The sequence below is a fragment of the Clostridium grantii DSM 8605 genome, from assembly GCF_900129965.1.
In the GTDB taxonomy this organism is placed as follows: Bacteria; Bacillota; Clostridia; order Clostridiales; family Clostridiaceae; genus Clostridium_AF; species Clostridium_AF grantii.
In genome coordinates this window covers 1-25,256 of the sequence record NZ_FQXM01000012.1, presented here as the reverse complement: position 1 = coordinate 25,256, position 25,256 = coordinate 1, and the positions used below count along the sequence as shown (strand labels likewise).

Below are 25,256 nucleotides of genomic sequence, written 5' to 3'. Positions count from 1 at the left end.
CGGAAACCAAAACCTGGTTTTTTATCTCTACCGCCTTATATAGGACTTTTTTTCTAATCCTTTATTTCTATATTATGGAAGTTGAGTTTAATTTCATGAATCAAAAATATTAAGTGCAAAATCTTTTGCTTTTTCAATTACTTCTGTAGTTTTAAAATCATTAATTCCAACAATATCTCTAACCGCTAACATTCCTAAATAATCAAGATTTGAATGTGTTACCGTTTTTCTTCATACTTCCCATTAAAACACATATATTTATCATTTTTTACTCCCTAAAAGTAATACTGTTATCCATTATTGATTCCCAATTCCAGAATCTCATACGTTCCAAGAAAGCTTCTCTTGTAAATGTATTTCCATTATCATCAATACTAATCCACTCATAGCCATCATGTTCGTCAGAAATCACAATTTCTCCTGATACAATTTCACTATGATATATAACTCCTGTTATTTGAAAAAATTCGTCTCTCATATAGTTCCAAGTATCTACTAGCTTAATAGGTTTAATTTGTACACCTAACTCTTCCCTTATTTCTCGAGTTAGTGTTTCTTCTGCTGTTTCACCAAATTCCATTCTGCCTCCAGGCAAATCCCATACTTTCTCCCCGTCTACCATAAAATACATAGCTAAAAATTTATTTTCTTTTATAATAAGTGCTTTTGTTGAAAAAAAGAATTGTTTTTCCATTTCAGTACCCCTTTCTTAAATTTAATCATACTTTTCCTTACATTATAGCAAACTCCACTCTTCTTTTAGAACCCCGTAACTAACAGAATCATAATACACTCCCTGAACAATTCTTGCTTTTCTATATACAGCTTCTTTTTTAAAACCTAATTTTTCAGCGAGTTTCATCATCCTTATATTTCCTGACCAAGTTGTTAGTCCAAGTCTTACAATTTCTGGATTTTGCTTGAAAATCTCATCTATCCATAATGTTATGGCTTTATTGCCTAATCCTTGTCCCCAATAATCCTCGTTAAAAATAACAACCCCTATTTCCATCCAAAGAGTTTCTTCAGATTTCCAATACCAGTTCACTTGTCCAATTATTTCATCAGTGTCTTGATTTGCTATTATTTTTTTATTCTTTAATACATTGTTTTCTCTTTTTAAAAGTAGTGTTTTTAATTCCCCTACAAAATTTTTTAGCTCTTCTTCACTGTTTCTTTTGAAATAAGGGCCATTAAAATTATGAAATTCACGATTAGGATGATTCCAATACAAATAATCATCTAAATCTTTTAGTTCCAATTCTCTTAAAAAAATATTTGTTACTTTATTCATATGATTCCTCCATAGAAATTTCACTTTTGTGGTCTTGTTAACCAATATTAACGAATTGGATTAATTATTACGATTACAAACATAAATTAGTTTAGACTTTTCCAAATTACATCCAATATAGAAAATATTTTCAATTGATATACTATTATATAGCGTTTTCTACTTTTTCTTTAATGTCTTAAAGTAAAATATCTATTTTAGTTAGAAATCAAGCAAAGTGTGCCTTTATTATTGCTTGCATTTCTTCCACACTTTTTTTAGCTTCTTCATCAGAATAAGGAGAAAGTATATCAATAATTGTTTCTGCCTTTTCTTTATTCCTTAGTGAAAAATAGATAAAAAACATAACCCAACAATAATAAATCTTTGATTCCATATCTTCCTTAGAATCACCTAGCAAAGTTAATAATACATTACAGTACTCTATTGTTTTTTCTCTGTTTCCCATATAATCATAGCATTCCATTAATCCATTTATATTATCTAAATTTTCCCCTTCAATTTTAATTAATTTTTCATAAACTGGGATTGCTTTGTGAAAACAGCATAACAATTTTAAATTTTCAGCAATATTGAAGAGTAAATCCGGAGTTTCTTTAATTAATCTGGCAGTATTAAAGAATTTCAAAGCTTCCATTTTCTCATATTCCTCAACACAATTAATTCCTTCATCATATAACTCTTGAAAATCATTAGCGATTTGTTTATCATCTATAACTTCCCCTAATTTTTCATCGGTAAAAACTATATTAGCAAAATTTCCTTTGTAGTTTTCAATATACTCAATTATTTTTGGAATTAATTCAGTAGCATTCTTTGTTTGTTCCGCTCTTTGAATTGGAAAGATTCTTTGTTCTTCAGGTAACAAATAACAATCCTTTGCCAAGGCATCTACACTGTAGTACAAATTAAATTCTTCATTTGTAAAAGATTCTACAAACTGCTCTTTTCTATAAATAGTGGCATTTTTATACCATCCAACAATTCTAGTTTCATTTCTATCATCAGTTGCAACCCAAACAACAAGGATATCTTTTAAAAAGTCATCATTTTTCTTATCCTCTTTAAAATATGATTCTAAATTCATATCCCCATATAACATAATAGACCCATAGCATTTACCGTTATAATCTTGAAAAGTATAACATTCACCGCCATTTTCTTTTATATAAGTCCTTCCATTTTTGAGTTTATCCTCATCAGTAATTCCATTATAGTATTTCATCCATGGTATCTTACAAAATAAAACATTCATATTTTTTCCTCCTAGGTTTATAAGTTATAGTTTATAATTACCTATATTTATAATTTTTTATACTAAAGATCAATAATCATACCTGTTTTCAATTCATTCAAATTTTTTATTTTTTCATCTAAATAGCTATAAGCTTCTTCACCAGTACAATGACATGTATAATATTTTTCTACACCATTGCTACTTAATAGAGTTGCGAGTTCATCTAAAAAAGCTGTATCCCTTGAACTACTAAAATCCATTCCTTTTAAATGAAATCCACCAATTACTATTTTCAAATGACTGGCTACAATATCATTTGCACATTCTATTATATTAACAATACCTTTATGGGCACATCCACAAATCAAACTATATTTCTGATTTTCATTAATCAAGAGATTTATTTCATGTTCAAAATTATCTTTTTCAACTAACCCATTACTATCTTCTTTTAGTAGTTTATCATTTCCTATAGGTACAAGTTTCTTTCCTTTAATATCTGCAAATAAAATCAATTCATCATCGATTTTTATTATTTTGTCTACAAATATAAACCTACTATTAGGTAACAACTTTTTATTCAACCCTATGTCATGTTTAACATTTCCTTCAATAATTTTTATATGATTATCAAAGGCACTTTTCCCAATATAAATTTTTGCTTTACTATTAATTTTTAAAAATCCTTCAAGTCCGCCGCCGTGATCATAATGTCCATGAGATATAATTGCTATATCTATTTCTTCTAAATTCACACCTAATTTAGAAGCATTATAGATAAATGAATCATCCACTCCAGTATCAAATAATATTTTATGATTAGCTGTTTCTATATACAAAGATAACCCATGTTTACTTATATATTCTTCTGATATAGTTCTATTTTCAAATAATGTTATAACTTTCAAATAATCTCCTCCTACTTTTTAAAGGTAATATTACTATTCATTATTGCCTGCCAATCCCATAATTTCATACGCTCAAAGAAAGCTTCCCTAGTAAAGATTTCTCCATTATCCTCAATACTAATCCATTCATATCCATCATGTTCATCTGAAATTTCTATTTCTCCTGAAACTATTTCACTAGGATATATATCACCTGTTCTCTGGGAAAACTCATTTTTCATATAATTCCACGTATCCACTAGTTTTATGGGCTTAATGATTACCCCTAATTCTTCTTTTATCTCTCTAGCTAAAGTTTCTTCTGCAGTTTCACCAAACTCCATTCTCCCACCAGGTAAATCCCAAACTTTTTTCCCGTTTTCTATGAAATACATAGCTAAAAATTTATTATCTTTATAGGTATCCCAGTTCAACTATTAATTTATACGTGTCCAAAACTCCTAAAAACGTGGAGATTTTGTACAAGTATAAATTAAGTTTCACAGTGGGATCCCTATAATAAGTGCCTTTGTTGAAAAAAAGAATTGTTTTTCCATTTTATTATCCCTCTCTCATATCAGTAAATCCCCATTTTTACCATTACTTTCTTTTAATTATACTCAATATAGAAATATTTTTCAAATAAAATAAGCAACGGGAAAAAATCCTTCCAGCTGCTTGTTTTATCAATATTTAATATTCAATATTAATTTTCCCTTGTTTTATAATGAAGAAGTACATATAATTCAGTTACTATTAATAATATAATACTGATAATAACGGTGATTATTATTGCAGGATATTCTCCATTGAATCCATTAAGTGATTTATGTTTAATTAATATGCCTATATAGGCCCAAATTATTACCAGACCGTAGGGAATATCTTTATTCACTAAAATTGTAATAGCTCCTATTAAAAGACCTACTAATATGATTATAATAGTCCAAATCTCTTCAGATATTCCAAATCCATCCCATCCTATACTTACAAGAAGTGTAGTAACATTTGCAATGGTTGCAATAGTAATCCATCCAAAGTAAATACTAAAAGGAAGTTTTATAAAAAGCTTATCTTTAAATGAAAGTTCAACTTTTTTTATTTCCAAAACAATAATTATTAAACAAACAAGAAGTACAATCATCAGTATCATAGTTGAAGGGATTACTCTATAATGCCAGCATAAAATCCATATTACATTAGCAATAGATGATATTGAAAAATATAAGCCTATCTTTTTAAATAAACCTTCCTTAGCTTTGCTGCTATCCTTTTGTAGAAAGCCTAGCTGATAAATAGTATACCCTGCTAATAAAAGATAAATCAATCCCCATATAGCAAAGGTTATGCCTGCTGGTGCAAAAAGATTTGCGTAATAATCTGAAACTTCTCCAGTGGTAATCCTATTGATTGGAATGATATTTGCCAATGCATTGACAGTTATCATAAGTAAAAAAGTAATTAATACTAAAATCTTTATAAATGTAATGTTCTTTCTTCTTTCCATTAAATCCATCTCCTTTTATATTAATTCAATCCAATATCTTTGAGTTATTTCACCATCTTCAAGAACTTCATTTTCAAGTACTCCTCCATCTTCTTTTAATATACATTCTGATTTTTGTCACATTAGTTTTACCCATATGACTCATAATAATCCTACTACTATTATATATCTATTTTTTGCTTATAACCACACTAGACATTTTGAAATGAATTTATATATTTTTCACATAATAATGAAATATGCATGAAAATATGCTACTATGGTTATTATATACTTTTATGGAGGGGTCCTATGATCGCTAAGATAAAAAACCAAACTATTCATTACAATGTACTGGGAACTGGGCTACCTTTAATTATTCTTCACGGTTTGTATTTAGATAGTATTTCAATGGTTCGAGCCATTGAAAATTCAGGTGTACAATTAAAAGGCTTCAAAAGAATTTATTTATATGGCACAAGGTATTGCAAAAAGGTTTTTGAATCAAATTATTGGAGAAGCTTTGATTTGTCCAGTAATTATTACTCAAGCTGAAAAAAGAAATAAAGCGTCAATAACCCACCAAGATATTGATGAATCTTTTTTTAATTCGCTTGATGAAAAAACTCAAGAGGAATTATTAAATAAAATGGTAGTTATTAATGAAAGAACTTATTTTCGAAGTGAGGCCGATTTTTCTCGTGCCATTGCTTTGGCAGATAAACTTTTTGTAAAAGAACTCCATGAAAACAACTACGCTAGTGATTATATTGATTCCAATAAATCTTTTCATATACATAAAGCTTTGATATTTTTAGGCTATCAAGATCCCTCTGTAGGTTATCGAGATATGTTAGATAGACTATATATTTATCCCAATGCTACCGTAAATTTATTGAGCAATGCAAGTCACTCATTTTTCCTAGAACAGCCAAAACAATTTGAATATATTCTAAATTCATGGCTATATCAATATAAGTCATAGATGGGTTACTTAGGTAGCACTTTTATTATTAAATTAATCTTCTATAATACAATCCAATACTTTTTTATTATGACTTTACTTTTTCTTAGCTTTCATTATTTTAATGCTTTGTACAAATTCGGAATTTATAACTTGTTCACCTGCTTTAGTTTCAACTTCAATCCAACGCTCATCTACATTAATTATTTTTCCAACTAGATTTGTACCCAATGATCCTGTAGATATTTGACAATTCATTCCTATATACTTTTTTAATATTTCATTCATCATAATTTTTACACCTCTCCTTCTTTTAATTTTTATTATAACTCTCTTACTTGATGCACTGTGTTGTGGCAAAACAATAAAAAACAAAATAAATAATGGCATATATATTGAAATCCAAGTTCCTGAATTCAAATCAATTTACCTCCTTGAATTATCATACATCTTTTTTAGATGCTTTTTAAACTCATATTCTTTATCAGTATTTTCAAATAAATGTTTAGGTATTATAAATGCTTGTGCCGTTCCTATATAAATAAAGATATATTTCCCATCCTCATGTATCTTAGTTACACCTGTCCAGCTTGTCTTCATTTCATTATTATCTGTAATATCTAGAATTTCATTATCAGTAATAGTTAACGTTCTTTTTAATAAAAAATCACCGTATGAATTCTCATTCAACATTTTTCTAACATTTTTCTTTAAAATTTTATCAAAGAATTTCTTAAATAATATGAAAAAAAGAATACCCATAACGAAATATATTGAAAATAACATTAAATCAAAGGTTCTTTTTATAATAAAGGGAAATAGTATTATGATCAAAGTGCCTATAATCCTTATTAAAGTAATCGTATTGTGAGAACTTTTAGAATTGTAATAATGAAACATATTAAAATTAATATAGTCTTCAATGGTTAATTTAAAATTAAATGTATACATAAATATTATAAACCCCTTTCTTTTCTAGCATTTCATTAATATTATTTACCCAAAATAAGGTATATCAATTAAATAATTATATCATGTTAAGCATATATTTAACATATATCCCAACACATTTGTCCAATAAATACAGATATAAATAATTTTAATATCTTTTCTTTCTACAAATACCATAGCGATTGTTGAAATTATCATTACTATTCCTACATATCTCCAAGTTATTTCTATTGATGTATAACTTAATCGCATCTTTCATTTGCAATTACATTGTTATAAATTGACCCTATACTTTCTCGATTAATTTCATTAAATATTTTGACTGAAATTTTTCACTTACTAACATTTGCTTTACTGGTGGCAACTTTAAAAATGCGCCGGTAAATGCAGTCATAAATCTGTGGCTGGCCATTGCTTGATTGTCAAAAATCAGATTATGTAAAGTGTCTGTCTCAATTGCTTCAAGAACTAGTTTATGAACTGTATTAACTGGTGTAAAGATTCTTTTTTCTCTTTGAATCATCTCAATAGCATTCAATTTACAAACTCTTTCACATACGCCACATCCCAAGCATAGTGTTGAATCAAATATAACTTTTTCTTTATCATCTATTTTTTCTGTTTTAAAACATCCAACTGGGCAAGCCTCTACACATTTTTTGCAACTTACACATTTGTCATTCATTGTAGCAATAAAGTTTGAGGAACTAATTGTTTGCGGTACGCCCATTTTACTTGCGCCTTTTAAAGCCATGCAGCAACATGTACAACAATTACAAATAAACCCAACATCATCTTTAACATTCTCAGCAAATTGAATAAGATTGTGCTTATATGACAATTCAAGTATCTCAAGTGCATTTTCCTTTGTAATAAGTTTTGCATAACCATATTTAGATAAAGAATGTGACAAATTGTTTATGGACAAACAAACCTCTTGTGGTGCATCACAGTTTTCACCCAAGTGTTCCGCCTTGTGTCTACAATAACACCTGCTAACACCAATACTTTCAGCATTTTCTATTATTTTTGTAGCTCTTTCATAATCTAATACATAAACTTCATCAGATTGTTTAACAGCTTTTTCATTTACTAAAATTCTACCTATTGGCGTTTTTAAAGACAATAGTTTTCTCATAAAATCTTCTTCTGTCTCTAAATATTGATGAAATAATTCACTTAATAATTTTTGGTCAAAATGTCCCCCTGTTCTCATTAATGCAAATTCAAAAAAACCTATCATTGGTGGGGGTACCACATACTTCTGCTCTTTTGTATCATTCATATCAAGAAGTAATGCTTTCTCTGCTAAGCCATTCAAAATATTAAATGTGTCCTCTTCTGATTTCTTCCAAATCTTAGATGCACTTTTAACACTAAATGGTTTTATAGGTAACAAGGATACAAGAGATGCTTCCTCATGGGTAAACATTACCTTTAAAATCTCATATAAGGATTCTGATTCTGGTGCTCCTTGAGGAAATCTATTATACCTTTCTATTAATTCTTTATAACCTGTTCTTCCTGTTAAGTGTGCCATAAAACTCTCCTTTTCTAGTACAACTAGAATCTATTACTTTTTCATAATTTAGTTTATCACAAAACAGGCAAAAAAGTGAGTACTGTTATCAATCATAACGTAACATAGTTTGTTATCCCATTACAATAAAATTTCACTCTTAATAAAAAAACACTAGAAAATAAAATTAATTCTTTAATTCTAAAGTACTATGGATCAAAGGTAAAGCTATCATTACTAAAGATGTTATAAAGTAAAGTTTGATTTTTTTACTGTAAGATAGAACTAGTACAATTATGCCAATTATTATTACCACCATGGCACTTGTCATATTGAAGTTGAAAAAATTCTGAAGTAATTTTATGTTTAAAAATAGCAAAGAAATCTTTTCTGAAATATCCCCATAAATAGGTTTCTTTTTCTGAAGTATCCAGTATTTTGATATCACTGACCAAGCAAGTATTGGTATAATAAGAATTCCATCTTTAATGCTTATTTCCCATAAAGATTTGTACTATATTTTATAGGGATAAAGATTAACTGGTATATTACATTTATGGAGCTGGTCTTCGACTTAACGAAGTTACTTGCCTTAAAGTTTCAGATATCGATAGTAACAAAATGCAGCTTCTAATTCGTAATGGTAAAGGTGCCAAAGATAAATATGCACTACTTTCACAATCTAATCTTGAGATACTAAGAGATTATTGGAAAGCTTACCACCCTAAAGAATGGCTTTTCTACAGTAGAAACCATACTGGTACACACATTACTTCAAGAGCAGTTCAGAATATATTTCGAAAATATATACAAATAACCAAAATCACTAAGAAAGTTACCCCACACACTTTAAGACATAGTTTTGCAACCCATTTACTTGAGTCAGGCACAAATTTATTTCATATAAAACAGCTATTAGGCCATTCAGACATTAGTACAACTGGTTTTTACTTACATTTAGTAAAAATTGATGCTCTAAATGTAATTAGTCCTCTTGATACATTATCAGAATTGGATAAAAATAATGATTGAAGTTCAAGATATTTTTATAAAATATGGCGAAGAATATCGCGAACTACATAAACTTACATTTGAACAATATAAAGCTATGTCTTCAATTGAATACTGTAGAACTTCACAGTTAGGTGGTCATATAGACACTTGTGAAAGTTGTGGTAACACCCAGATTTCTTATAATTCTTGCCGTAATAGACATTGTCCTAAATGCCAAACTCTTGCTAAAGAACACTGGATTGAAAATCAAAAGAACAATTTACTTAACATCGGTTACTTTCACGTAGTGTTCACCATTCCAGATACACTAAATATGATAGCTTACCAAAATCAGAAAGAACTTTATACTGTATTGTTCAAAGCTGTTGCAGAAACCCTTGAAGAGCTTGCCGCAGATAAAAAATATCTTGGTGCAAAGCTTGGATTCACCTCTGTGTTACATACTTGGGGGCAAAATTTAATGCATCATCCTCATATTCACTGCATTGTCCCTGGTGGTGGACTATCACCAAATGGAACATGGGTAAATAGTAGAAAGAAATTTTTTATCCCTGTGAAAGTGCTATCTCGAAAATTGAGAGGAAAATTCCTGTATTATCTCAAACAGCTTTATTACCAAAATAAACTTGAGTTTCATGGCAGCCAAGAGCAGCTTTCTTCGGGAAAAGAATTTGAAAAGTTCCTTTCCTCTCTTTATTCGAAAGAATGGGTTGTTTACTGCAAACCACCTTTTAAAAATGCGGCTTACGTAGTTGAATATTTAGGTAGATATTCTCACAGAGTTGCTATATCCAACAATCGTATTCTTAATATTGAAAATGGTTATGTCACATTCAAATGGCGTGATTACAAAGATAACTGCAAGAATAAACAAATGAAACTTTCTGCCGATGAATTTATCCGTAGGTTTCTAATTCATATACTGCCACGAAGATTCATGAAAATAAGACACTATGGATTGCTAGGAAATAGAAACAAAACTATCAAACTAAATATATGTAAAGAACTTACCAATACACCTATTTTAGTTAAAGAAAAACTTTCAACACTTCAACTTATCTTGAAAATAACTGGTAGAGATATAACAAAATGCCCCAAATGTGGTTCAGAAAAACTTAGACGAATTATTGCTCCTTCTAATTCTCCACCAATCATGATCAAAACAGCATAACTTTATAATATGCCTCTTTCTGGGGAGGGGGCCAATACGTCAAAATGCCTTGATTTACTATATTCTTAAATGTTTTTTACTTATGTATTAGAAGTTTTTTCTTAAATGATCTTTTAATTTATGCGAAATGGAATTATTCAAACCCCATAGTTCTTGCTTCGATAACCGCGGTTTCGCGCTATAGTAATTATCCAAAGTTGGCGTGCTGAATGCTTTTTCTAAACTCAATCTCTAATTCAGAGGTTGAGTTTTTTTCGCGCCAACAGTCGTATAATTTGCTATGTATAATGGGAAGTTGAATACATTATTCTTATTTACTATTTATAAGAGATACACAAAGAATTCTTCATCGCTTAGCGGAGATTTTAAGGACATTCATAAATGGTAGTTTGATTATGTATCATTGTGGAAGCACATTATTTATCCACAATAAAATTAATGAAATCATTTCCTAATTGTGTTGTTCTTGAAGCAACCATACCATTTGCTGTCATAGTACAATTAATACTTTCGGTATTCATTAATACATCAGCTAACAAGTTCGTCAGTTGCACTTCCTCACTAGGAGCACCGGTGCTTATTAACTACAATTAACATTATTTACAATTTGCTAATCAGCACCGGTGCACTAGTAAGGAGGCTTTGCCGACGAACTTGCTTTCTAATTCAGAGGTTGAGTATTTTTTCGCGCCAACATTCGTATAATTTGCTATGTATAATGGGATTTTTGTAACTATAGATATTATCTATACCCAACGCTCATTTCATGCAGCTTAACCGCTGTTATGTTTCCAAATACAGGATGCTTGGAGTTGAATTGATAGCTATCAAAAGCACCTTTTCACCCCCTTCCGTTGTTGGGAGCATATCCACGCTCGTATACGGAAACATATCCAAGGTGGATTATCGTTTGCGGGAAAATATCCAATCTTGGGTCTATTGTGTGGTGTGGGATCTATCCCTTATTTATAATATTTTTACTACCAATATAAGTGAGAGTAAAATATGCTCCATACACGAATACTACAAAAATTGCTGTTGTAATAATACTCGAAAATACATCAATTTTACCAAACTGTTGTATTACCTCGTTTGCTGCACTAAGTCCAACGATCGAATGAACGATTGCAAGAGATAAGGGCAATAAAAAGTAGCTTAATATCTGAGCAAATAGCGCTTTATTGAGCATTGATTTTTCTGCTCCCAATTTTTTTAGCAGTACATATCTGCCTCTGTTATCTTCTGCTTCAGAAAGCTGTTGTAATGCAAGGATTGCAGCACACGTAATCATAAATACAAAGCCTAAATAAATAGCAAGGAATGAAACAAGAGCTTTTGTAGTAATCGAATTTGCATAAATATATTGGCGGCTTATATAGTAAGCAAAGGCAGAGTTTTTACCGACGCTGGAACGATATTCCTTTAACATAACATCAAAAGCAGCAGCATCTTCCTCATTTTTACATTGAATATTTAAAACAGTTTCTTGTATAGTCATACTTTCGAGAAATCTATCATTTACGACAAACGCAATGGATACATAGTTGGTATTTGAAGTTGCTGTTTTAGACACCATGTCTATTGGTGAAAGTTCTTCACCGTTAATGGTGATGTATTTATTATCATTTATGAATTGCACTCCAATATCTTCTGTTACGTCATCTACTAAAACAAGATAATTTGAATTAGCTAATGTGTGAGGCTCTAACCCTTGTAACTTGCGAATATCATTATAATCACTCAAGCTCATAAAATTAAGAGGTGTTGCTACAAAGTTTTCACCTATTGAAGATAAATCTAATTCATAATCTTCATAGTGATTATCCCCATTTTTCATAATATAAATTTTGTGTTCATCATAAGATTCAATATACTCACTGTTTTTAAGCTGTGCTGGTAAGCTGTCATAAATTCCATTCACATAGTTTCCTTCATCATAATAATTCGCAATACTAAAGGAAAAAGGCACAGAATTTTGAAGCTCCTTAGAGAAAATATTTTGCATGCTGTAGCCCGATGAGAAAATGCCAATTACAAGGAGTAGCACAATGGAAACCACTGATATTGATATAAAATTGGTGTTAACCTTGCTGTTTAGCTGTCTTAAAACAAAGATATTTAAATTCTTATAATACAGCTTTTTATTCCCCTGTACCAGCTTAATGATGAAGGTAGACATTGAAAGAAAAAATAAAACAGTCCCCGATACTCCCAGTATTAAAGATAGTAAAAACCAAAAGTTAATATTGATCATGCCATTTTTGAGAATGATATAGTATGATAAGCCCAAAGAAATAATTGACATGATAAAAATGGCAATGGCAACACCTGTGCTTTTTATTTTCAAACTCTCGTTTTTTCTTCCACCATAAATTAAGTCAATCAGATTGAATTTACCTATGGCAAAGGTGTTAAATAAAATAACTGTTAAAAATATAAGTCCGAAATATAAGATACTTTTTAATGTAGCGTCCATTGAAAACACAAACTTATAGGCACTCATATCTGCTTCAAATATTTTTGCTGTAAAAAATGACATAAACTGTGAACTAAAAATACCTGCTACTAATCCTACAATTAACGCAACCATTGCCATAATTGAGGTTTCCAAAAGCAAAATGGTTGAGATTTTTCTCTTAGTCATTCCCAGTGTCATATAGATACCAAGCTCTTTTTTTCTACGTTTTATAAAAAAGTTATTGGCATAGATTATCAAAAACCCTAAAATAACCGCCACAAATGCAGAAATGTAAGATAGTAGCTGTCTAAGTGCCACCATTGATTGATTTGTAGTTTCTGTAACAACCATAATTTCCTGTTGTGCATAAATAGAGTTAAACATATAAAATACGCACACACCTAAAACCAAGGTGAAGAAATAAACTGCATAATCTTTGAAACTTTTAGACGCATTTTTAAATGCCAATTTAGTCAACATTTACATCACCTGCAAGAAGTGAGATAACTTCTATAATACGGTCAAAAAAGTCTTTACGCTTTTCAGCTCCACGAGTAAGTTCTGTGAATATTTTACCATCTTTAATGAACAAGATTCTCTTGCAGTAGCTTGCTGTAAAGGCATCATGAGTTACCATTAAGATAACGGCATTCATTTCTTCATTGAGTTTTTTAAAGCTTTCCAGTAACGTTCTTGCAGATTTAGAATCCAGTGCTCCCGTTGGCTCATCAGCTAAAATAAGCTTAGGGTTAGTAACGATCGCTCTTGCTGAAGCAACACGTTGTTTTTGTCCTCCAGACATCTGGTATGGATATTTTTTAAGGACATCTGTGATGTTCAAAAGTTCTGCAACTGCAAATACTTTAGGTTCAATTTCTTCGGGATTAGTTTTTAAAATAGTAAGCGCAAGAGCAATATTTTCAAAAGCTGTTAAGGTGTCAAGCAGGTTGAAATCTTGGAAAATAAATCCTAATTCCTCCCTACGAAACTTGGATAGCTGTGCCATTTTCATTGTGGTTATATCTTTGTTACCGATTATTATATTGCCTGCTGTGGGGCTGTCAATGGTGGATACACAGTTTAACAATGTGGTTTTTCCACTACCAGATGCACCCATAATTCCAATATATTCACCCTCACATACAGAAAAACTAATATCATCTATGGCACGTGTAATGTTACCCTTGTTTCCATAATATTTTTCCAAATGTTCTACTTTTAAAATTGTGTTCATAATTTTTCCTCCTTAATTTATAGCAATAAAATAACCTATATCGGTTGTATTTAACATCATAAATAAAACTTCTGCAACTTTTTTAGATTCATAGTTTTTCTCCACTTATTCATTAATATTTGTAATGATTATATTAAATTCATGTGTGTTATTTATTGTACTCGATTCATTTGTAATAATTATTTCTCCTGAGCAGTGTTCAAAATCTGTCCATTCCTCAAAAACCATAGGCAGCGTTTCTTTTGTATTTGCCTTAACCACATCATTTCCGCCTGCTTCCATTGTGTTTTCAACTTCATCAACTTTTATGTTCGTTGCACTGAAATAAAGATCTTCATCAGTTTTATTTTCAATTTTTACCAGCAATTTTCTCTTTGAAGAATAACTATACACTGTTCCAACAATTTTCACTTCGTAATCATCGTTGGAAGCTACATTAACATCATTTGCATTTTCGCTATTTTTATCAACAACTACAGCATCTTCTGCTTTTACCATCGATTTTAAATCATCAGTTGCACCACATCCAGCCAATGCGGTTGTAAACAGCATCACAGATAAAATTATTGCGATTGTTTTTTTCATATTCATATCCTCACTTTCCTATAATTAAGTTTTTTTACATGTTTATCTTGCCATCGTTTATTATTTGCTATCATTGATTTACCTTGCATTTATGTTACATTAAGATTTTCAAGCCTATTTGATTCAAACAGATACTTTGGAACAACTCCGTATATCGCTTCATTATGACTGGATATTTCTACTATAACTTCTGGGATTTGCTGAATTGCAAGACTTAAAGTAACTCCGTACTCTCTGATTAAAATGTCTCTTACAAAACCGATTTCCATTAAAATCTCGGCTACAATTGGTGGTCGTGCTACCTCAAAGTAAACTGAAATTTTATCTTCGCTGTAATCAAAAGGTGTGTTTTTCATTTGTTATTATCTCCTTGTTTTTATAATTATACTGCTGAAAGAAAATATTTTGTCATTAGTAAATAATAAGCAGATGCAACTTTATCTTTCATACTGTTTAGTTTTTCTGTCATAACACAAAGTGAAATATATCCTATAAATGCACCCAATACATTCAACATGACATCGTCAATATCTGTGCATCTGCCAAAAATAGGTTGCAAGAACTCAATCGATAATGTTACCATAAATGCAATCCACAACACTCTTTTTTCATTGCAAGAACGAAAAATAAGAGGAAGTATCACACCAAGCGGCACAAACATTATGATATTTAAAACAATTTGTGATAAATAAAAATCTTTACCTAAAAATACAGGCTCGATGAACCAGAAAAAAGGAATTAGATTTAAGTGAAGGTTATATTCACCATTAAAGCTACCTGTTCTCCAAAGCAAAGTGAAATATAGAACGCCGATTATATAAATAGGCAAAGTCAAAATTGCAAGGCTTTTCAATGTTTTGTTTTCATTATAAATCGTAATCATAATGTTGACCTCCTTTAAGTTATGGTTTAATTATAGGAGGTTCTAAATGTTTCTACCATTGATTCACCTTACATTATCCTTACAGTTTTGTCACATAAAAAAACAGACGAAACAAATCGCCTGTTAGCCTATTTATACCATTATTACAAAAGTAACAGCCTACTGTCTTTTGGAAATATAATTTTAATCGTTGTTCCTAGTCCTATTTTAGAGGTAATCTCAAATCCTAAATACATTTTATCACAAAGTTTTTTGCACAGGTATAATCCAATGCCTGTGGATTTCGTGAACTTTCTTCCATTTTCTCCGGTGAAACCTTTTTCAAAAACTCTGTCAATATCTGTTTCGCTTATACCAATTCCGTTGTCATCAATATACAGTATGCTATTTTCTTTATTTTCTCTTGCATAAAATGAGATGCTTAAATCTTCCCTTTTGTATTTAATTGCATTAGAAATAATCTGCCCCAATATAAAATCCAACCACTTTGAATCACCATAAACATTGATGTCTAAATCATTAAGTGAAAGGCTAGCTTTTGCCCCTATAAGTTGTTTGGAATGTTTTTTAACACTCGACCTTACTAAATCATTCAAGGATATTTCTTTTAAGACATAATCTTTTTCTACATATGTGCTACGAGCATAGTAAAGTGCTTGTTCCACAAAGCTGTCAATACGTTTGAGTTCTTCTCTAATATTCGCAGTTACCTCGTCTTTGTTGTTTTCACATATTAAATCTACACAGGCTATAGGCAATTTAATTTCGTGTATCCATGCTTCAATATAGTCTTTGTAGTCCTCGCTAATATGGCGAAAAGTGGCTATTTCATCGTTCATAGATTTTGAACTTTGTTGCAAAACATCTGTTAATATAACACCTTCTTCAAAGTCTGGGATTTCTACCATGGTGGATATATAGTGTTTTTTCGAGAGATCATTTAAATTTTGATAAAGATTTTTATAGAACTTATTTTTATTATAGTACTCAAAGGTAAATGATGTAACTGCAATGAGACACAAAATAAAACAAATCAAAAATGTCATTGCACCACTCACTTGGTAAAAAGAGAGCATCACTGCCAAAAAAGCAATCATACCTACTTGCAAAATAATGAAAACTACCTTTTCTTTTACAAATGGTAAAAATTTCATATCATATATCCCTGTCCACGCTTGGTGGTAATAAAGTCTTTTATCCCTATTTCATCAATCTTTTTTCTAAGACGGTTGATATTAACCGTCAAAGTATTGTCATCAACAAATTCGTCAGACTGCCAAAGCTCATTCATAATTTCATCACGAGAAACAATTTTGCCTCTGTTCTGCAACAAGACAGAATAGATTTTCATTTCATTTTTGGTAAGTTCCACTTCCAAGTCTCCACAGATTATTGTGCTTTTTTCTGCTGAAAATACAAGCCCTTTGTATTCCACTTTTGTAGAAGTCATTGGAATTTCACTTCTTTTTAAGATAGCACCTATTCTTGCCAATAAAATTTGTGTATTATATGGCTTTGTTACAAAATCATCAGCACCTAAATTCATACTCATAAGTTCATCCATATCGGTAGAGCGACTTGTTACCACAATAATTGGAGTGGAGGACACCTTTCGTATTTCACGACATATATGAAACCCATCAAATATGGGCAGATTTACATCTAACAAAATTAAATCAGCCTTTGCATCCAGTGCTAGGGAAATAATATTTGCATAATCATCATCATAAGCACATTCATACCCATAGACACAAAGTAGCTTTACAAGTTCAGAGCGTAAAACAGTATCGTCTTCAATAATATATATTTTCATCGCCTTAACACCTCATACTTCCTGTCTTTATTTCATTTCCATCAGGCAAAATAAATACCTGCTCAAACTTAATATCCAACGCATCAGCTATAGCTTTCAATTCATCCAATGTTACAGTTTCGCGTTTTAATTTTTTATTAAAGTTCTGTGGAGTCTGACCAATACGTCTGGCAAGTTCCGCTACGCTTATATTCATTTGTTCACACAGTTGTTTGATCATATCTGCCGTAGTCATACAGCACCTCCATATTCTACTAAATTATATTATAAACCATTTGGTTGATATATGCAATAAAATTACCAATATTCTTATAATTTCATAACCAGAATAAAACCCACAACTCTTTTTTTAACAAGTTCGTCAGTTGCACTTCCTCACTAGGAGCACCGGTGCTTATTAACTACAATTAACATTATTTACAATTTGTTAATCAGCACCGGTGCACTAGTAAGGAGGCTTTGCCGACGAACTTGCTTTGACAGATGTAAAAGCTGATATATTAAATTGACAAAGAAATACAAAATGACAAAAATCCATTATTGTGTATACAATAGATTAAAAAAATGGTATAATTATATACAAATTTATAATTTAATACATAAATTTAATTTACATTAAGAGGTGTATAAATATTGAAAATCTATCTAAAAAATTTAAAGTATTATTAACAGCTAGTTTGTTTTTTTGTGTCATTACAACATCAGCATTTGCCGAAGGTATGAAAAATGAAAAAGTTGTTTTTTTAAAAGAAGAAATTACTGACATGAAAGAAATAGATAATAGATTACAGTTAGGAATAACAGATGATCCATCTATGGAAGCTAATTTAGATTTTGAAGATACTATAATAATAGATAATAATGGTAAAAAATCAAAATTAGTTTCTGATACCGTTAAAATAACCTCCCAAAAAATTAAAGAGAAAGTAAATAAAAATGGAGATATAATCACTGATTATATTGCTTATGTAGTAGCTGATATTAAAGAAATACCTATATCTAAGAATGAGTCTAATATTAACATTACTAACGGACCTGTTGCATTTATTTCTCCTAGTTCATTTATGTCATATCTTGCATTTAGTGGAACCCAAGAGGAATATGACAACGATAGTTCTATTTCTACTAAGACTTATATTAGAATTGAATATTCAGGAAATTCTTTTAGCCGTAATAATGTTTCATATGACTTATATAAATTTACTAGTGTATGGGGGAAAGTTGTAATTATGGATTCACAAGTTACTGTAACTAAATTAGTAATATCAAATACCTCCTATGGAGATTATTATTCAGATATCAATGCTTATAATTGGGTGGGTAGATCCTCTCTTTCTAAGACAGGAACACGTATATCTCCTGCTAGTGGATCATATTATTCTATAACTCCAATTAATTATTATATTAATACTTCTTGTGGTGGAACTGGTATTTCATACAATAAAGCTAGTGCTACATCATATATGACTAGAGGGGCATCATCTTGGACATTTAAAATATCTATAACAAAAATAAATTAATTATTAGGAGAAAACATATATGACTAAATATGAAAAAAAAATTACAATAAGCTTTTTTTTCTTGGCAATAATTATTTCGATTGGAGGTTCATATCTTTTGAATTTCATGAGTATAAATTCCAATGCTGAAAATATCATATTTTATAGATATAAACAAGAGTTAGTATACTCATTATTATTTGGTATATTTATAAGTTTACCGGATTTTTATATAGAAACTAAAAAAAATGGTGTTTTATCCTTCAATTTTAAACGTTTCTTAATATTTATAATTCCAGGTATAAGTTTAATCGTATTGGAATTTTTATTGGTAAATGGTTCGGTATTTTTTAATAAAACTATTTCATATCTCTTATTTACATTAATTGGCTATAGTATTCTTTCCAGTTTTGAAAAAAAATAAAAATGTAATATAAAAAGAGACACCGTATTTTTATAAACTAGTATACGGTGTCTCTTTTTATAAGTTCAATATCATTATTAGCAAGTTCGTAGGCAAAGCCTCCTTACTAGTGCACCGGTGCTAATTAATAAATTGTAAATAATGTTAATTGTAGTTAATAAGCACCGGTACTCCTAGTGAGGAAGTGTAACTGACGAACTTGCTTTCGTAATCTACAATGTCTTCAGGAGATATATACATTATTAATCCTGGTTCCATATTGTCATTTTCATATTTAGCTAATTCTCTTACTGATCTTTCAGAACTTTTAATAACAATTCTTACTATATCTTCATAATTCAAAAAATAACCATCAAACTGAAATTTTTCCTTCTTTAAATATGGAGTAATTGTTTGATTAAGTATATCATCACGGTTTCTTATGTCTAATTCATATATTTTTTTATTCTGATTTGATTTTCCTATCTTTTCACTCGTTTCAACTAATACGTGATAAAACATATTTGACCCCCTATAATTATTTAGATAATAATGTTTTAAAATTTTTATAAATAGTATTTTCAATATTTGAATCTTCTAATAAATTACCTAAGTTATCATAAACTTGATTCAATTTATCAAATGTGTACTTTGTTCTATTTATTGTACTAAACGGACCATCACTTTCAACCAAGATTTTGTCTACTGGTAATATCTCAAGAAGTTGTATTCCCTTATTTGATCTTAACATATTCCCATTTACTGAAAAATAACAACCTAGTTCTAAAAATTTATCACCCCAATGTTGGTTGCCACTATACCAATGAAGTATAATTTTTTTATTATTATTTGCTTTAATAATATTATATAAGTCTTCATATGCTTTACTACAATGTACTGACATTAGTTTATTATATTTACTAGCTTGTTCAGCTATAAAATTAAAAATATTGATTTGATCAAATTTCATTTCTTTATATTTACCAGCAAAATCCAAACCCACCTCTCCAATATAGTTAGTTTTATTTAAGTTTTTTAAAAATGACTTTTTATTAAACTCAGTTTCACAGATTAATCTTGGATTGTAGCCTAATGCAAATTTTACATATTTTGTTGTCTGGTAAATATCCATGCATGATTCAAATATTTCAGGTTGATTTGTTACACACAATGTATATTGCTTCAGTTTATTGATTCCATCGTAAATTTCTTTGTGATTACGATAATAATCTAAATGAAAATGAGTATCTATTAAGTTATTCATTATCTTCACTCATTCCGATATATTCTAGTATAGACTTATCATTTTTATCTGCTTGCTTTACTATCATATTTTTTAATTCTTCCATAGATTTAATATAGATATCATTAAATATTTCAACTTCATCAAAAGATAATCCCCCTAGTTTAACCAACTGCTTTTTATAATAATTGGAATCATCATTTTTAATATATTTATGTAATGCGGCTAATAGTGCATTTAAATCTTTAGCTCTTCCTGTATAGGGATTTCCATAATTTTTAATTAATTTTATATCTAATTTATATTCTCCATCAATCTTATCTAAATAATTTTGTTCTTCATATCCAATTACATTTAATGAAGCTCTTCGTATCATACATGGAAAACAGTATCCGCAATTTATTGGCGTCACTCCGGCCATTCTACCTTGTGTTGGATGAGAACAAGAAATAGTTTCATCCACACATTCAAGAAAAGTACTATTTTCTTTAAATTCACTGACAATTTGACCTTTAGTTTTATAAGCATAGAAATTAGATATTCCATACGGTATATCTATCTCCTTAAATATTTCATTTAGTTTTTTCAAAAAATAAACATGTGTTGTTCTTGTACTACACGAACCTATTCTACTTGGAGTTAATGGTACATTGAGCCCTATAAAACCATTTTCCGGAATATAAACACCTTCATTTGGGTTTACTATTGATGCAACTGCCATAGCTACTGATATAAATAGTAATGATCTACTCCTACTTGTATCTTCTGTATATTTACTTCTAATATCTTCATTTATATTTTGGGGTACTCTTGGGTTAGTAGAAAACACAATCAAATCTTTATTTATATTAGGATAATCGCTATCTATTTTTTTATAAATTTTTTTCATCCTATTTTTTAATTGATTATATTCCATGCATCCGACAAAACAAACTTTTTTCCCTTGTTCTAATAAATGTAACGCTCCACAGAATGAATCCAATCCACCTGAAAAAAGACTTACACAATCAAAATCATTATCAATAATCCCTTTTTTCATATATTTATTTTTTCTGTATTCATTATTTCTATAGCGATCTTCAGTTTCTCTAAAATCTAACTTCCACAAATCCCCACTTAAGAAATTTAAAACTTTCTCTAATTTACTACGCACAGTTACCCATTTATCAATTTCTAATACAGGAATATTAACTTCTAATGTTCTTGTCCAATTGTCTTTCATTTCTCTATCATCATCAATACCATGTACATTAGATCGTGGAATTCTTCGGTCAACAGCAAATATACTTGATGCAATAATTAAAAAATCTTCATATATATTATCAATACTTTTTAAAGAAAATCTCCTCCAAATATCCTCAAAATTTGTTTTAAGATTAGATTTTGGATTATCTTTCAACATATTGAATATCACTGCATCATGATAGTTTTCATTCAATTCATCAATATTCGTTTTATTAATCCAAATTTTCATAGTACACCTCGCCGATTGTTTTTAAAGAATCATAACACAATTTACATATATTATTTATATATGCTTGTCCATCATCACTTAAAAAATCTATTTTTAAAATGTCTTTTATTTGCATATCAGCTAAAATCCTGTCTCCTATTAAATTTTCTACATCTTCTATAATCGTATCGTATCTATCTATGTTTTCTTGCTTAGAAAGAATTTTTTCTGCAAAGCATTCCTCAAAGTTTTTTACTGCAAAATTTATTATAAATGTTATCAAAAAATCTTCACTTTGAATATTATTTAGGCTTTCAAAAGTATATACTTCAAGATCTTCAAGAGTATCATACAGACTATCTCTTACTATTTGATCATCTATTGTTGATATAGCCCTTGAAAAATAATCTAAAATTCCATTATATAATTCACTACCATTTTTATTCTTAATACTATCAAGTCCATACTTCTCAATAGTACTATCAAAACCATTATTACTAATATCATTTAAAAAATTCATAAAATTCCCAGCTACATTTGAAAAACTACTATGCCCTAAGTGCGTTTTTGAATATGCTTCCGCATATTTTCCAATGGCTTTTCTCACATTATCTTTACTATAATTTGTGCCTGACATTCTAGTCACTGCACTTTTAGCTTGACGCCATTCTGGGTTTTTAGGTGGTATATATCCTTTTGATGTTCCCATAATTATGATTCTCCCTTACTATATTCTAGTAGATCTATTTACATCCTTATCTTCTTTTGTAATAATTGATAATTGCTCATCTGAAACATTATTTGCTTTTAATTGTTTTATTACTTCAGCAAAAGCTTCATTATCTACTCTATACATATTATTTAAAACTCCACAAACTAAAGGAGTTGCCTCTATCTTGGTGATTTTTTTCAACACATCTTTTATGTCTCTTCTATATTCTTCATATCCTAAATAAATAGCTTGACATTTATCAATTAACTTTATATTTTCTTTAAAACTGTCTATAATTGCAAGTATAATTTTAGAACTCTTTATTTTATTATTTTCTTTCAATTCCTTTATTTGTCGTGTATACACTGCTTTATGGGTAGTTCGCATTATTTCATTATATATTTTTCTTTCTTCAATAGTTAAGTTATCCAGTATATTATAATTAATATTTAATGATTCTCTTGATAAATAAAAATATTTAAGTAAATTCTTATTATATAATTCTTTTGGGTCAGATTTCAACCATTTTAAAACCCTAATATCATTCCATTTTTTAAACTCATCAGGAATTTCTTTGTTTTCATTTACTATATTAGTTATTGTTCTTAGCTCTGTAATCTCATCAGTGTCTTTATTTTTTACACTCCATCTATATAGCTCTCTGAATAAATCTTTATCTATATATTCCATGGTAACCAATTTAGCTAATATTGAATAATCAATATTATTTTCTTTACATCTATAATAAATATCTCCTAATTTTTTTCTAATTAAAAAAGTATTTAAAAATCTTTTAGCTTGACGTGGATTTCCCTTCAACATACAAGAAACTACATCGCTTGTTTTTGAAATAATTGTGAATATTTTTTCAAAATCATCATAGCTGTCTTGAATTAAATATTCTTCATTCTTCAAATCACCTATATATTCATTAATAGCATTAATGCTTATTTTTTCACCTTCTAAGAATAAATTATTATCCATCAATTTTTTCATTAATTTTTGAACTGTACCTTTTGTAAAATATAATTCAAAAATTAGTAATAATAAATAATTTGTAATATCTGATTCTGAAAGTTCAGGTATATATATAGGTAATTGAATTATTTTTTCTATATAGTTTTCTGATATTCCAAAATCTTCTTCATCTACCTTGGGATATTTTCTTTTAACAGAATATTTTACTACTGCATCATCAATAGCAATTATAAATGTTGTCTTAGGTACGGATAAAAAAAGTTTTATAGCCTCTAAAGTTTCAATAATTCTGTCTGGATTACATCTATCAAGATCATCTATCATTACAACCAAATTTTCAATCTTAGCTTCATCAAGTAATTTCTTAAATTCTTGTCTAAATGATCTTATATTATTAATCATGCTTCCTTCATCTTCAGTACTATCTTCTTTAATTATTTTTTTAGCATCTTCTTTAATAGTATCTTTATTACTTGTTAGGTATGCCATTGCCCCTAAAGGATTTGACATACCTGTAACTAGTGGTATTCCATGTTTAACTGCCATAGACCCTATTCTAAAAAAATCTACTTTTTTAACTAATTTTTCAATACTATCTTTAAATTTGAAAAATACAGTTTTGTCTTCTTTTAAGGTACATAATAAACTCTCCATCAAAGCACTCTTGGCATCATCATACCCTTCAAAAATCCATGCATTCAATGGCACACAAATAATCTTATCTTTCTTGCAATCATTTTTTTGAATTTTATCTTGTATTAGTTTCAATAATGTTGATTTACCAACACCCCAACTACCGAATAAACCTATTGTAAGAGGATTCATTTTTTCATCTAACAATATATCATTTACAAGTTCTGCAAATGGTTCATATGCTAATAAATCTATTTCAGATTCTCTATCAATCCACATAAAATCAACGCTCCTTTATATTTTGTAACTTCCCATTATAAACACAGCACTAAACCGCTGCCGCGGTGGTCTAAACCACTCCATCACATAATATCATCCTATAAACATAAATATTATCTCTTTTGTATACAACCCCTTTATCAAGGAAATAATTTTTAATAAAGGAGATGTTAAATATGACCAAAGAACAAATTCTACAACAACTTAATTTTGATATAGAACTTCGAGGTTTAAGCAAAAATACTCAAGATGAATACTATACCAAAGTTAAGCTATTTCAAAATCACTTTAATAAACCAGCAACTGAACTAAACGTAAGACACATAAGAGAATTTCTTCATTATCTAATTACAGAAAAAAAACTTACTTCTGAAAGCGTAAATACCTATAATAGCGCTCTACGTTTCTTGTACGGTGTAACTTTAAACATCACTCTAAATTACAAACAAATACCTCGCCATCGTCATCATCGCAAATTTCCTGAAATTCTTACCAAAGAAGAAATTCAAGCTATTTTTGATGCTTGCGACAATTTAAGAGACAAATGCATCTTAATGACA

Annotated in this window: 28 protein-coding genes; 5 read left to right on the top strand and 23 right to left on the bottom strand. The window is 29.4% G+C overall.

Translation table 11 applies throughout. From position 1 onward, the window contains the following. Positions 1 to 268 precede the first annotated feature (268 nt). From BUB83_RS11425 to BUB83_RS11400, 6 genes are all read right to left on the bottom strand, one after another. Positions 269 to 694 (bottom strand): NUDIX domain-containing protein, encoded by a 426-nt coding sequence (locus BUB83_RS11425; RefSeq protein WP_073338605.1) that lies wholly within the window; start codon positions 692 to 694, stop codon positions 269 to 271. A 42-nt stretch (positions 695 to 736) separates the two neighbouring features. Continuing rightward, entirely contained in the window at positions 737 to 1,294 is a 558-nt protein-coding gene (locus BUB83_RS11420) for a GNAT family N-acetyltransferase (RefSeq protein WP_073338604.1), read from the bottom strand. 208 nt (positions 1,295 to 1,502) lie between these two features. Continuing rightward, positions 1,503 to 2,549 (bottom strand): hypothetical protein, encoded by a 1,047-nt coding sequence (locus tag BUB83_RS11415; RefSeq protein ID WP_073338603.1) that lies wholly within the window; start codon positions 2,547 to 2,549, stop codon positions 1,503 to 1,505. Positions 2,550 to 2,611: 62 nt separating this feature from the next. Continuing rightward, complete coding sequence (locus BUB83_RS11410) at positions 2,612 to 3,439, bottom strand: MBL fold metallo-hydrolase (protein ID WP_073338602.1); 828 nt, start codon at positions 3,437 to 3,439, stop codon at positions 2,612 to 2,614. An 11-nt stretch (positions 3,440 to 3,450) separates the two neighbouring features. Further along, positions 3,451 to 3,813, bottom strand: a complete 363-nt coding sequence (locus tag BUB83_RS11405) for an NUDIX domain-containing protein (protein ID WP_073338706.1) — start codon at positions 3,811 to 3,813, stop codon at positions 3,451 to 3,453. A gap of 311 nt (positions 3,814 to 4,124) precedes the next feature. Further along, entirely contained in the window at positions 4,125 to 4,925 is an 801-nt protein-coding gene (locus BUB83_RS11400; protein ID WP_073338601.1) for a lantibiotic ABC transporter permease, read from the bottom strand. A 451-nt stretch (positions 4,926 to 5,376) separates the two neighbouring features. On the opposite strand from BUB83_RS11400, the gene BUB83_RS11395 reads away from it, so the two are divergent. Continuing rightward, positions 5,377 to 5,889 (top strand): alpha/beta fold hydrolase, encoded by a 513-nt coding sequence (locus BUB83_RS11395; RefSeq protein WP_073338600.1) that lies wholly within the window; start codon positions 5,377 to 5,379, stop codon positions 5,887 to 5,889. Between the two features lie 75 nt (positions 5,890 to 5,964). On the opposite strand, the gene BUB83_RS22450 is transcribed toward BUB83_RS11395, so the two are convergent. The 3 genes from BUB83_RS22450 to BUB83_RS11380 form a co-directional block, all read right to left on the bottom strand. Continuing rightward, positions 5,965 to 6,288 (bottom strand): hypothetical protein, encoded by a 324-nt coding sequence (locus tag BUB83_RS22450; RefSeq protein ID WP_073338599.1) that lies wholly within the window; start codon positions 6,286 to 6,288, stop codon positions 5,965 to 5,967. A gap of 6 nt (positions 6,289 to 6,294) precedes the next feature. Beyond that, complete coding sequence (locus tag BUB83_RS22320) at positions 6,295 to 6,819, bottom strand: YcxB family protein (protein WP_073338598.1); 525 nt, start codon at positions 6,817 to 6,819, stop codon at positions 6,295 to 6,297. Between the two features lie 286 nt (positions 6,820 to 7,105). Continuing rightward, positions 7,106 to 8,359 carry a 4Fe-4S binding protein gene (locus BUB83_RS11380; protein ID WP_073338597.1) on the bottom strand — a complete coding sequence of 418 codons (1,254 nt, stop codon included), beginning with the start codon at positions 8,357 to 8,359 and terminating at the stop codon, positions 7,106 to 7,108. 519 nt (positions 8,360 to 8,878) lie between these two features. Between BUB83_RS11380 and BUB83_RS11375 the strand changes: the two genes are divergently transcribed. Next, positions 8,879 to 9,370 (top strand): tyrosine-type recombinase/integrase, encoded by a 492-nt coding sequence (locus tag BUB83_RS11375; RefSeq protein ID WP_341465351.1) that lies wholly within the window; start codon positions 8,879 to 8,881, stop codon positions 9,368 to 9,370. Further along, the gene (locus BUB83_RS11370) at positions 9,363 to 10,523 is read left to right on the top strand and encodes an IS91 family transposase (protein WP_073338596.1); all 1,161 of its coding nucleotides are present in this window, start codon (positions 9,363 to 9,365) and stop codon (positions 10,521 to 10,523) included. The genes BUB83_RS11375 and BUB83_RS11370 overlap by 8 nt, the downstream gene beginning before the upstream one ends. Positions 10,524 to 10,939: 416 nt before the next feature. Here BUB83_RS11370 and BUB83_RS22725 read toward each other — a convergent pair whose 3' ends face one another. From BUB83_RS22725 to BUB83_RS11330, 9 genes are all read right to left on the bottom strand, one after another. Further along, positions 10,940 to 11,062 carry a hypothetical protein gene (locus BUB83_RS22725; protein ID WP_278336932.1) on the bottom strand — a complete coding sequence of 41 codons (123 nt, stop codon included), beginning with the start codon at positions 11,060 to 11,062 and terminating at the stop codon, positions 10,940 to 10,942. A 416-nt stretch (positions 11,063 to 11,478) separates the two neighbouring features. Then, entirely contained in the window at positions 11,479 to 13,461 is a 1,983-nt protein-coding gene (locus BUB83_RS11365) for an FtsX-like permease family protein (protein ID WP_073338595.1), read from the bottom strand. Further along, positions 13,451 to 14,215 (bottom strand): ABC transporter ATP-binding protein, encoded by a 765-nt coding sequence (locus tag BUB83_RS11360; protein ID WP_073338594.1) that lies wholly within the window; start codon positions 14,213 to 14,215, stop codon positions 13,451 to 13,453. Before BUB83_RS11360 ends, BUB83_RS11365 begins: the two co-directional genes overlap by 11 nt. A gap of 105 nt (positions 14,216 to 14,320) precedes the next feature. Continuing rightward, entirely contained in the window at positions 14,321 to 14,800 is a 480-nt protein-coding gene (locus tag BUB83_RS11355) for a hypothetical protein (protein ID WP_073338593.1), read from the bottom strand. An 89-nt stretch (positions 14,801 to 14,889) separates the two neighbouring features. Beyond that, positions 14,890 to 15,156 (bottom strand): hypothetical protein, encoded by a 267-nt coding sequence (locus BUB83_RS11350; RefSeq protein ID WP_073338592.1) that lies wholly within the window; start codon positions 15,154 to 15,156, stop codon positions 14,890 to 14,892. 26 nt (positions 15,157 to 15,182) lie between these two features. After that, entirely contained in the window at positions 15,183 to 15,683 is a 501-nt protein-coding gene (locus tag BUB83_RS11345; RefSeq protein WP_073338591.1) for a VanZ family protein, read from the bottom strand. 143 nt (positions 15,684 to 15,826) lie between these two features. Next, positions 15,827 to 16,837 carry a sensor histidine kinase gene (locus BUB83_RS11340; RefSeq protein WP_073338590.1) on the bottom strand — a complete coding sequence of 337 codons (1,011 nt, stop codon included), beginning with the start codon at positions 16,835 to 16,837 and terminating at the stop codon, positions 15,827 to 15,829. Then, positions 16,834 to 17,496: a response regulator transcription factor gene (locus BUB83_RS11335; protein ID WP_073338589.1), complete on the bottom strand. Its 663-nt coding sequence runs from the start codon at positions 17,494 to 17,496 to the stop codon at positions 16,834 to 16,836. The genes BUB83_RS11340 and BUB83_RS11335 overlap by 4 nt, the downstream gene beginning before the upstream one ends. Before the next feature lie 4 nt (positions 17,497 to 17,500). Then, positions 17,501 to 17,731, bottom strand: a complete 231-nt coding sequence (locus BUB83_RS11330) for a helix-turn-helix domain-containing protein (protein ID WP_073338588.1) — start codon at positions 17,729 to 17,731, stop codon at positions 17,501 to 17,503. Positions 17,732 to 18,215: 484 nt separating this feature from the next. On the opposite strand from BUB83_RS11330, the gene BUB83_RS11325 reads away from it, so the two are divergent. Then, on the top strand, positions 18,216 to 19,016 hold the full coding sequence (locus tag BUB83_RS11325) for a hypothetical protein (protein WP_073338587.1): 801 nt from the start codon (positions 18,216 to 18,218) through the stop codon (positions 19,014 to 19,016). A 547-nt stretch (positions 19,017 to 19,563) separates the two neighbouring features. Here the strand turns inward: BUB83_RS11325 and BUB83_RS11315 are convergent. From BUB83_RS11315 to BUB83_RS11295, 5 genes are read right to left on the bottom strand one after another with little or no spacing between them, the layout of a single operon-like run. Further along, on the bottom strand, positions 19,564 to 19,920 hold the full coding sequence (locus BUB83_RS11315) for a hypothetical protein (RefSeq protein WP_073338585.1): 357 nt from the start codon (positions 19,918 to 19,920) through the stop codon (positions 19,564 to 19,566). Between the two features lie 16 nt (positions 19,921 to 19,936). Further along, positions 19,937 to 20,662: a TatD family hydrolase gene (locus BUB83_RS11310; protein ID WP_073338584.1), complete on the bottom strand. Its 726-nt coding sequence runs from the start codon at positions 20,660 to 20,662 to the stop codon at positions 19,937 to 19,939. After that, a complete protein-coding gene (gene qatC, locus BUB83_RS11305; RefSeq protein WP_073338583.1) occupies positions 20,655 to 22,115 on the bottom strand; it encodes a Qat anti-phage system QueC-like protein QatC in 1,461 nt (486 codons plus the stop codon). Before qatC ends, BUB83_RS11310 begins: the two co-directional genes overlap by 8 nt. Next, complete coding sequence (locus BUB83_RS11300; RefSeq protein ID WP_073338582.1) at positions 22,099 to 22,803, bottom strand: hypothetical protein; 705 nt, start codon at positions 22,801 to 22,803, stop codon at positions 22,099 to 22,101. The genes qatC and BUB83_RS11300 overlap by 17 nt, the downstream gene beginning before the upstream one ends. 18 nt (positions 22,804 to 22,821) lie before the next feature. Next, positions 22,822 to 24,696, bottom strand: coding sequence for a KAP family P-loop NTPase fold protein (locus tag BUB83_RS11295; protein ID WP_073338581.1), 1,875 nt, complete (start codon positions 24,694 to 24,696; stop codon positions 22,822 to 22,824). 176 nt (positions 24,697 to 24,872) lie between these two features. Between BUB83_RS11295 and BUB83_RS11290 the strand changes: the two genes are divergently transcribed. Then, positions 24,873 to 25,256: phage integrase N-terminal SAM-like domain-containing protein (locus BUB83_RS11290; RefSeq protein WP_159434080.1), on the top strand; the 384-nt coding region annotated here is incomplete at its 3' end.

Excerpts from the sequence above, each read along its gene's own strand:
- BUB83_RS11425 (WP_073338605.1), bottom strand. The coding sequence starts at position 694 with ATGGAAAAACAATTCTTTTTTTCAACAAAAGCACTTATTATAAAAGAA.
- BUB83_RS11420 (WP_073338604.1), bottom strand. The coding sequence starts at position 1,294 with ATGAATAAAGTAACAAATATTTTTTTAAGAGAATTGGAACTAAAAGAT.
- BUB83_RS11415 (WP_073338603.1), bottom strand. The coding sequence starts at position 2,549 with ATGAATGTTTTATTTTGTAAGATACCATGGATGAAATACTATAATGGA.
- BUB83_RS11405 (WP_073338706.1), bottom strand. The coding sequence starts at position 3,813 with ATGTATTTCATAGAAAACGGGAAAAAAGTTTGGGATTTACCTGGTGGG.
- BUB83_RS11400 (WP_073338601.1), bottom strand. The coding sequence starts at position 4,925 with ATGGAAAGAAGAAAGAACATTACATTTATAAAGATTTTAGTATTAATT.
- BUB83_RS11395 (WP_073338600.1), top strand. The coding sequence starts at position 5,377 with ATGGCACAAGGTATTGCAAAAAGGTTTTTGAATCAAATTATTGGAGAA.
- BUB83_RS22320 (WP_073338598.1), bottom strand. The coding sequence starts at position 6,819 with ATGTATACATTTAATTTTAAATTAACCATTGAAGACTATATTAATTTT.
- BUB83_RS11380 (WP_073338597.1), bottom strand. The coding sequence starts at position 8,359 with ATGGCACACTTAACAGGAAGAACAGGTTATAAAGAATTAATAGAAAGG.
- BUB83_RS11370 (WP_073338596.1), top strand. The coding sequence starts at position 9,363 with ATGATTGAAGTTCAAGATATTTTTATAAAATATGGCGAAGAATATCGC.
- BUB83_RS11365 (WP_073338595.1), bottom strand. The coding sequence starts at position 13,461 with ATGTTGACTAAATTGGCATTTAAAAATGCGTCTAAAAGTTTCAAAGAT.
- BUB83_RS11360 (WP_073338594.1), bottom strand. The coding sequence starts at position 14,215 with ATGAACACAATTTTAAAAGTAGAACATTTGGAAAAATATTATGGAAAC.
- BUB83_RS11355 (WP_073338593.1), bottom strand. The coding sequence starts at position 14,800 with ATGAAAAAAACAATCGCAATAATTTTATCTGTGATGCTGTTTACAACC.
- BUB83_RS11350 (WP_073338592.1), bottom strand. The coding sequence starts at position 15,156 with ATGAAAAACACACCTTTTGATTACAGCGAAGATAAAATTTCAGTTTAC.
- BUB83_RS11345 (WP_073338591.1), bottom strand. The coding sequence starts at position 15,683 with ATGATTACGATTTATAATGAAAACAAAACATTGAAAAGCCTTGCAATT.
- BUB83_RS11340 (WP_073338590.1), bottom strand. The coding sequence starts at position 16,837 with ATGAAATTTTTACCATTTGTAAAAGAAAAGGTAGTTTTCATTATTTTG.
- BUB83_RS11335 (WP_073338589.1), bottom strand. The coding sequence starts at position 17,496 with ATGAAAATATATATTATTGAAGACGATACTGTTTTACGCTCTGAACTT.
- BUB83_RS11330 (WP_073338588.1), bottom strand. The coding sequence starts at position 17,731 with ATGACTACGGCAGATATGATCAAACAACTGTGTGAACAAATGAATATA.
- BUB83_RS11325 (WP_073338587.1), top strand. The coding sequence starts at position 18,216 with ATGAAAAATGAAAAAGTTGTTTTTTTAAAAGAAGAAATTACTGACATG.
- BUB83_RS11315 (WP_073338585.1), bottom strand. The coding sequence starts at position 19,920 with ATGTTTTATCACGTATTAGTTGAAACGAGTGAAAAGATAGGAAAATCA.
- BUB83_RS11310 (WP_073338584.1), bottom strand. The coding sequence starts at position 20,662 with ATGAATAACTTAATAGATACTCATTTTCATTTAGATTATTATCGTAAT.
- qatC (WP_073338583.1), bottom strand. The coding sequence starts at position 22,115 with ATGAAAATTTGGATTAATAAAACGAATATTGATGAATTGAATGAAAAC.
- BUB83_RS11300 (WP_073338582.1), bottom strand. The coding sequence starts at position 22,803 with ATGGGAACATCAAAAGGATATATACCACCTAAAAACCCAGAATGGCGT.
- BUB83_RS11295 (WP_073338581.1), bottom strand. The coding sequence starts at position 24,696 with ATGTGGATTGATAGAGAATCTGAAATAGATTTATTAGCATATGAACCA.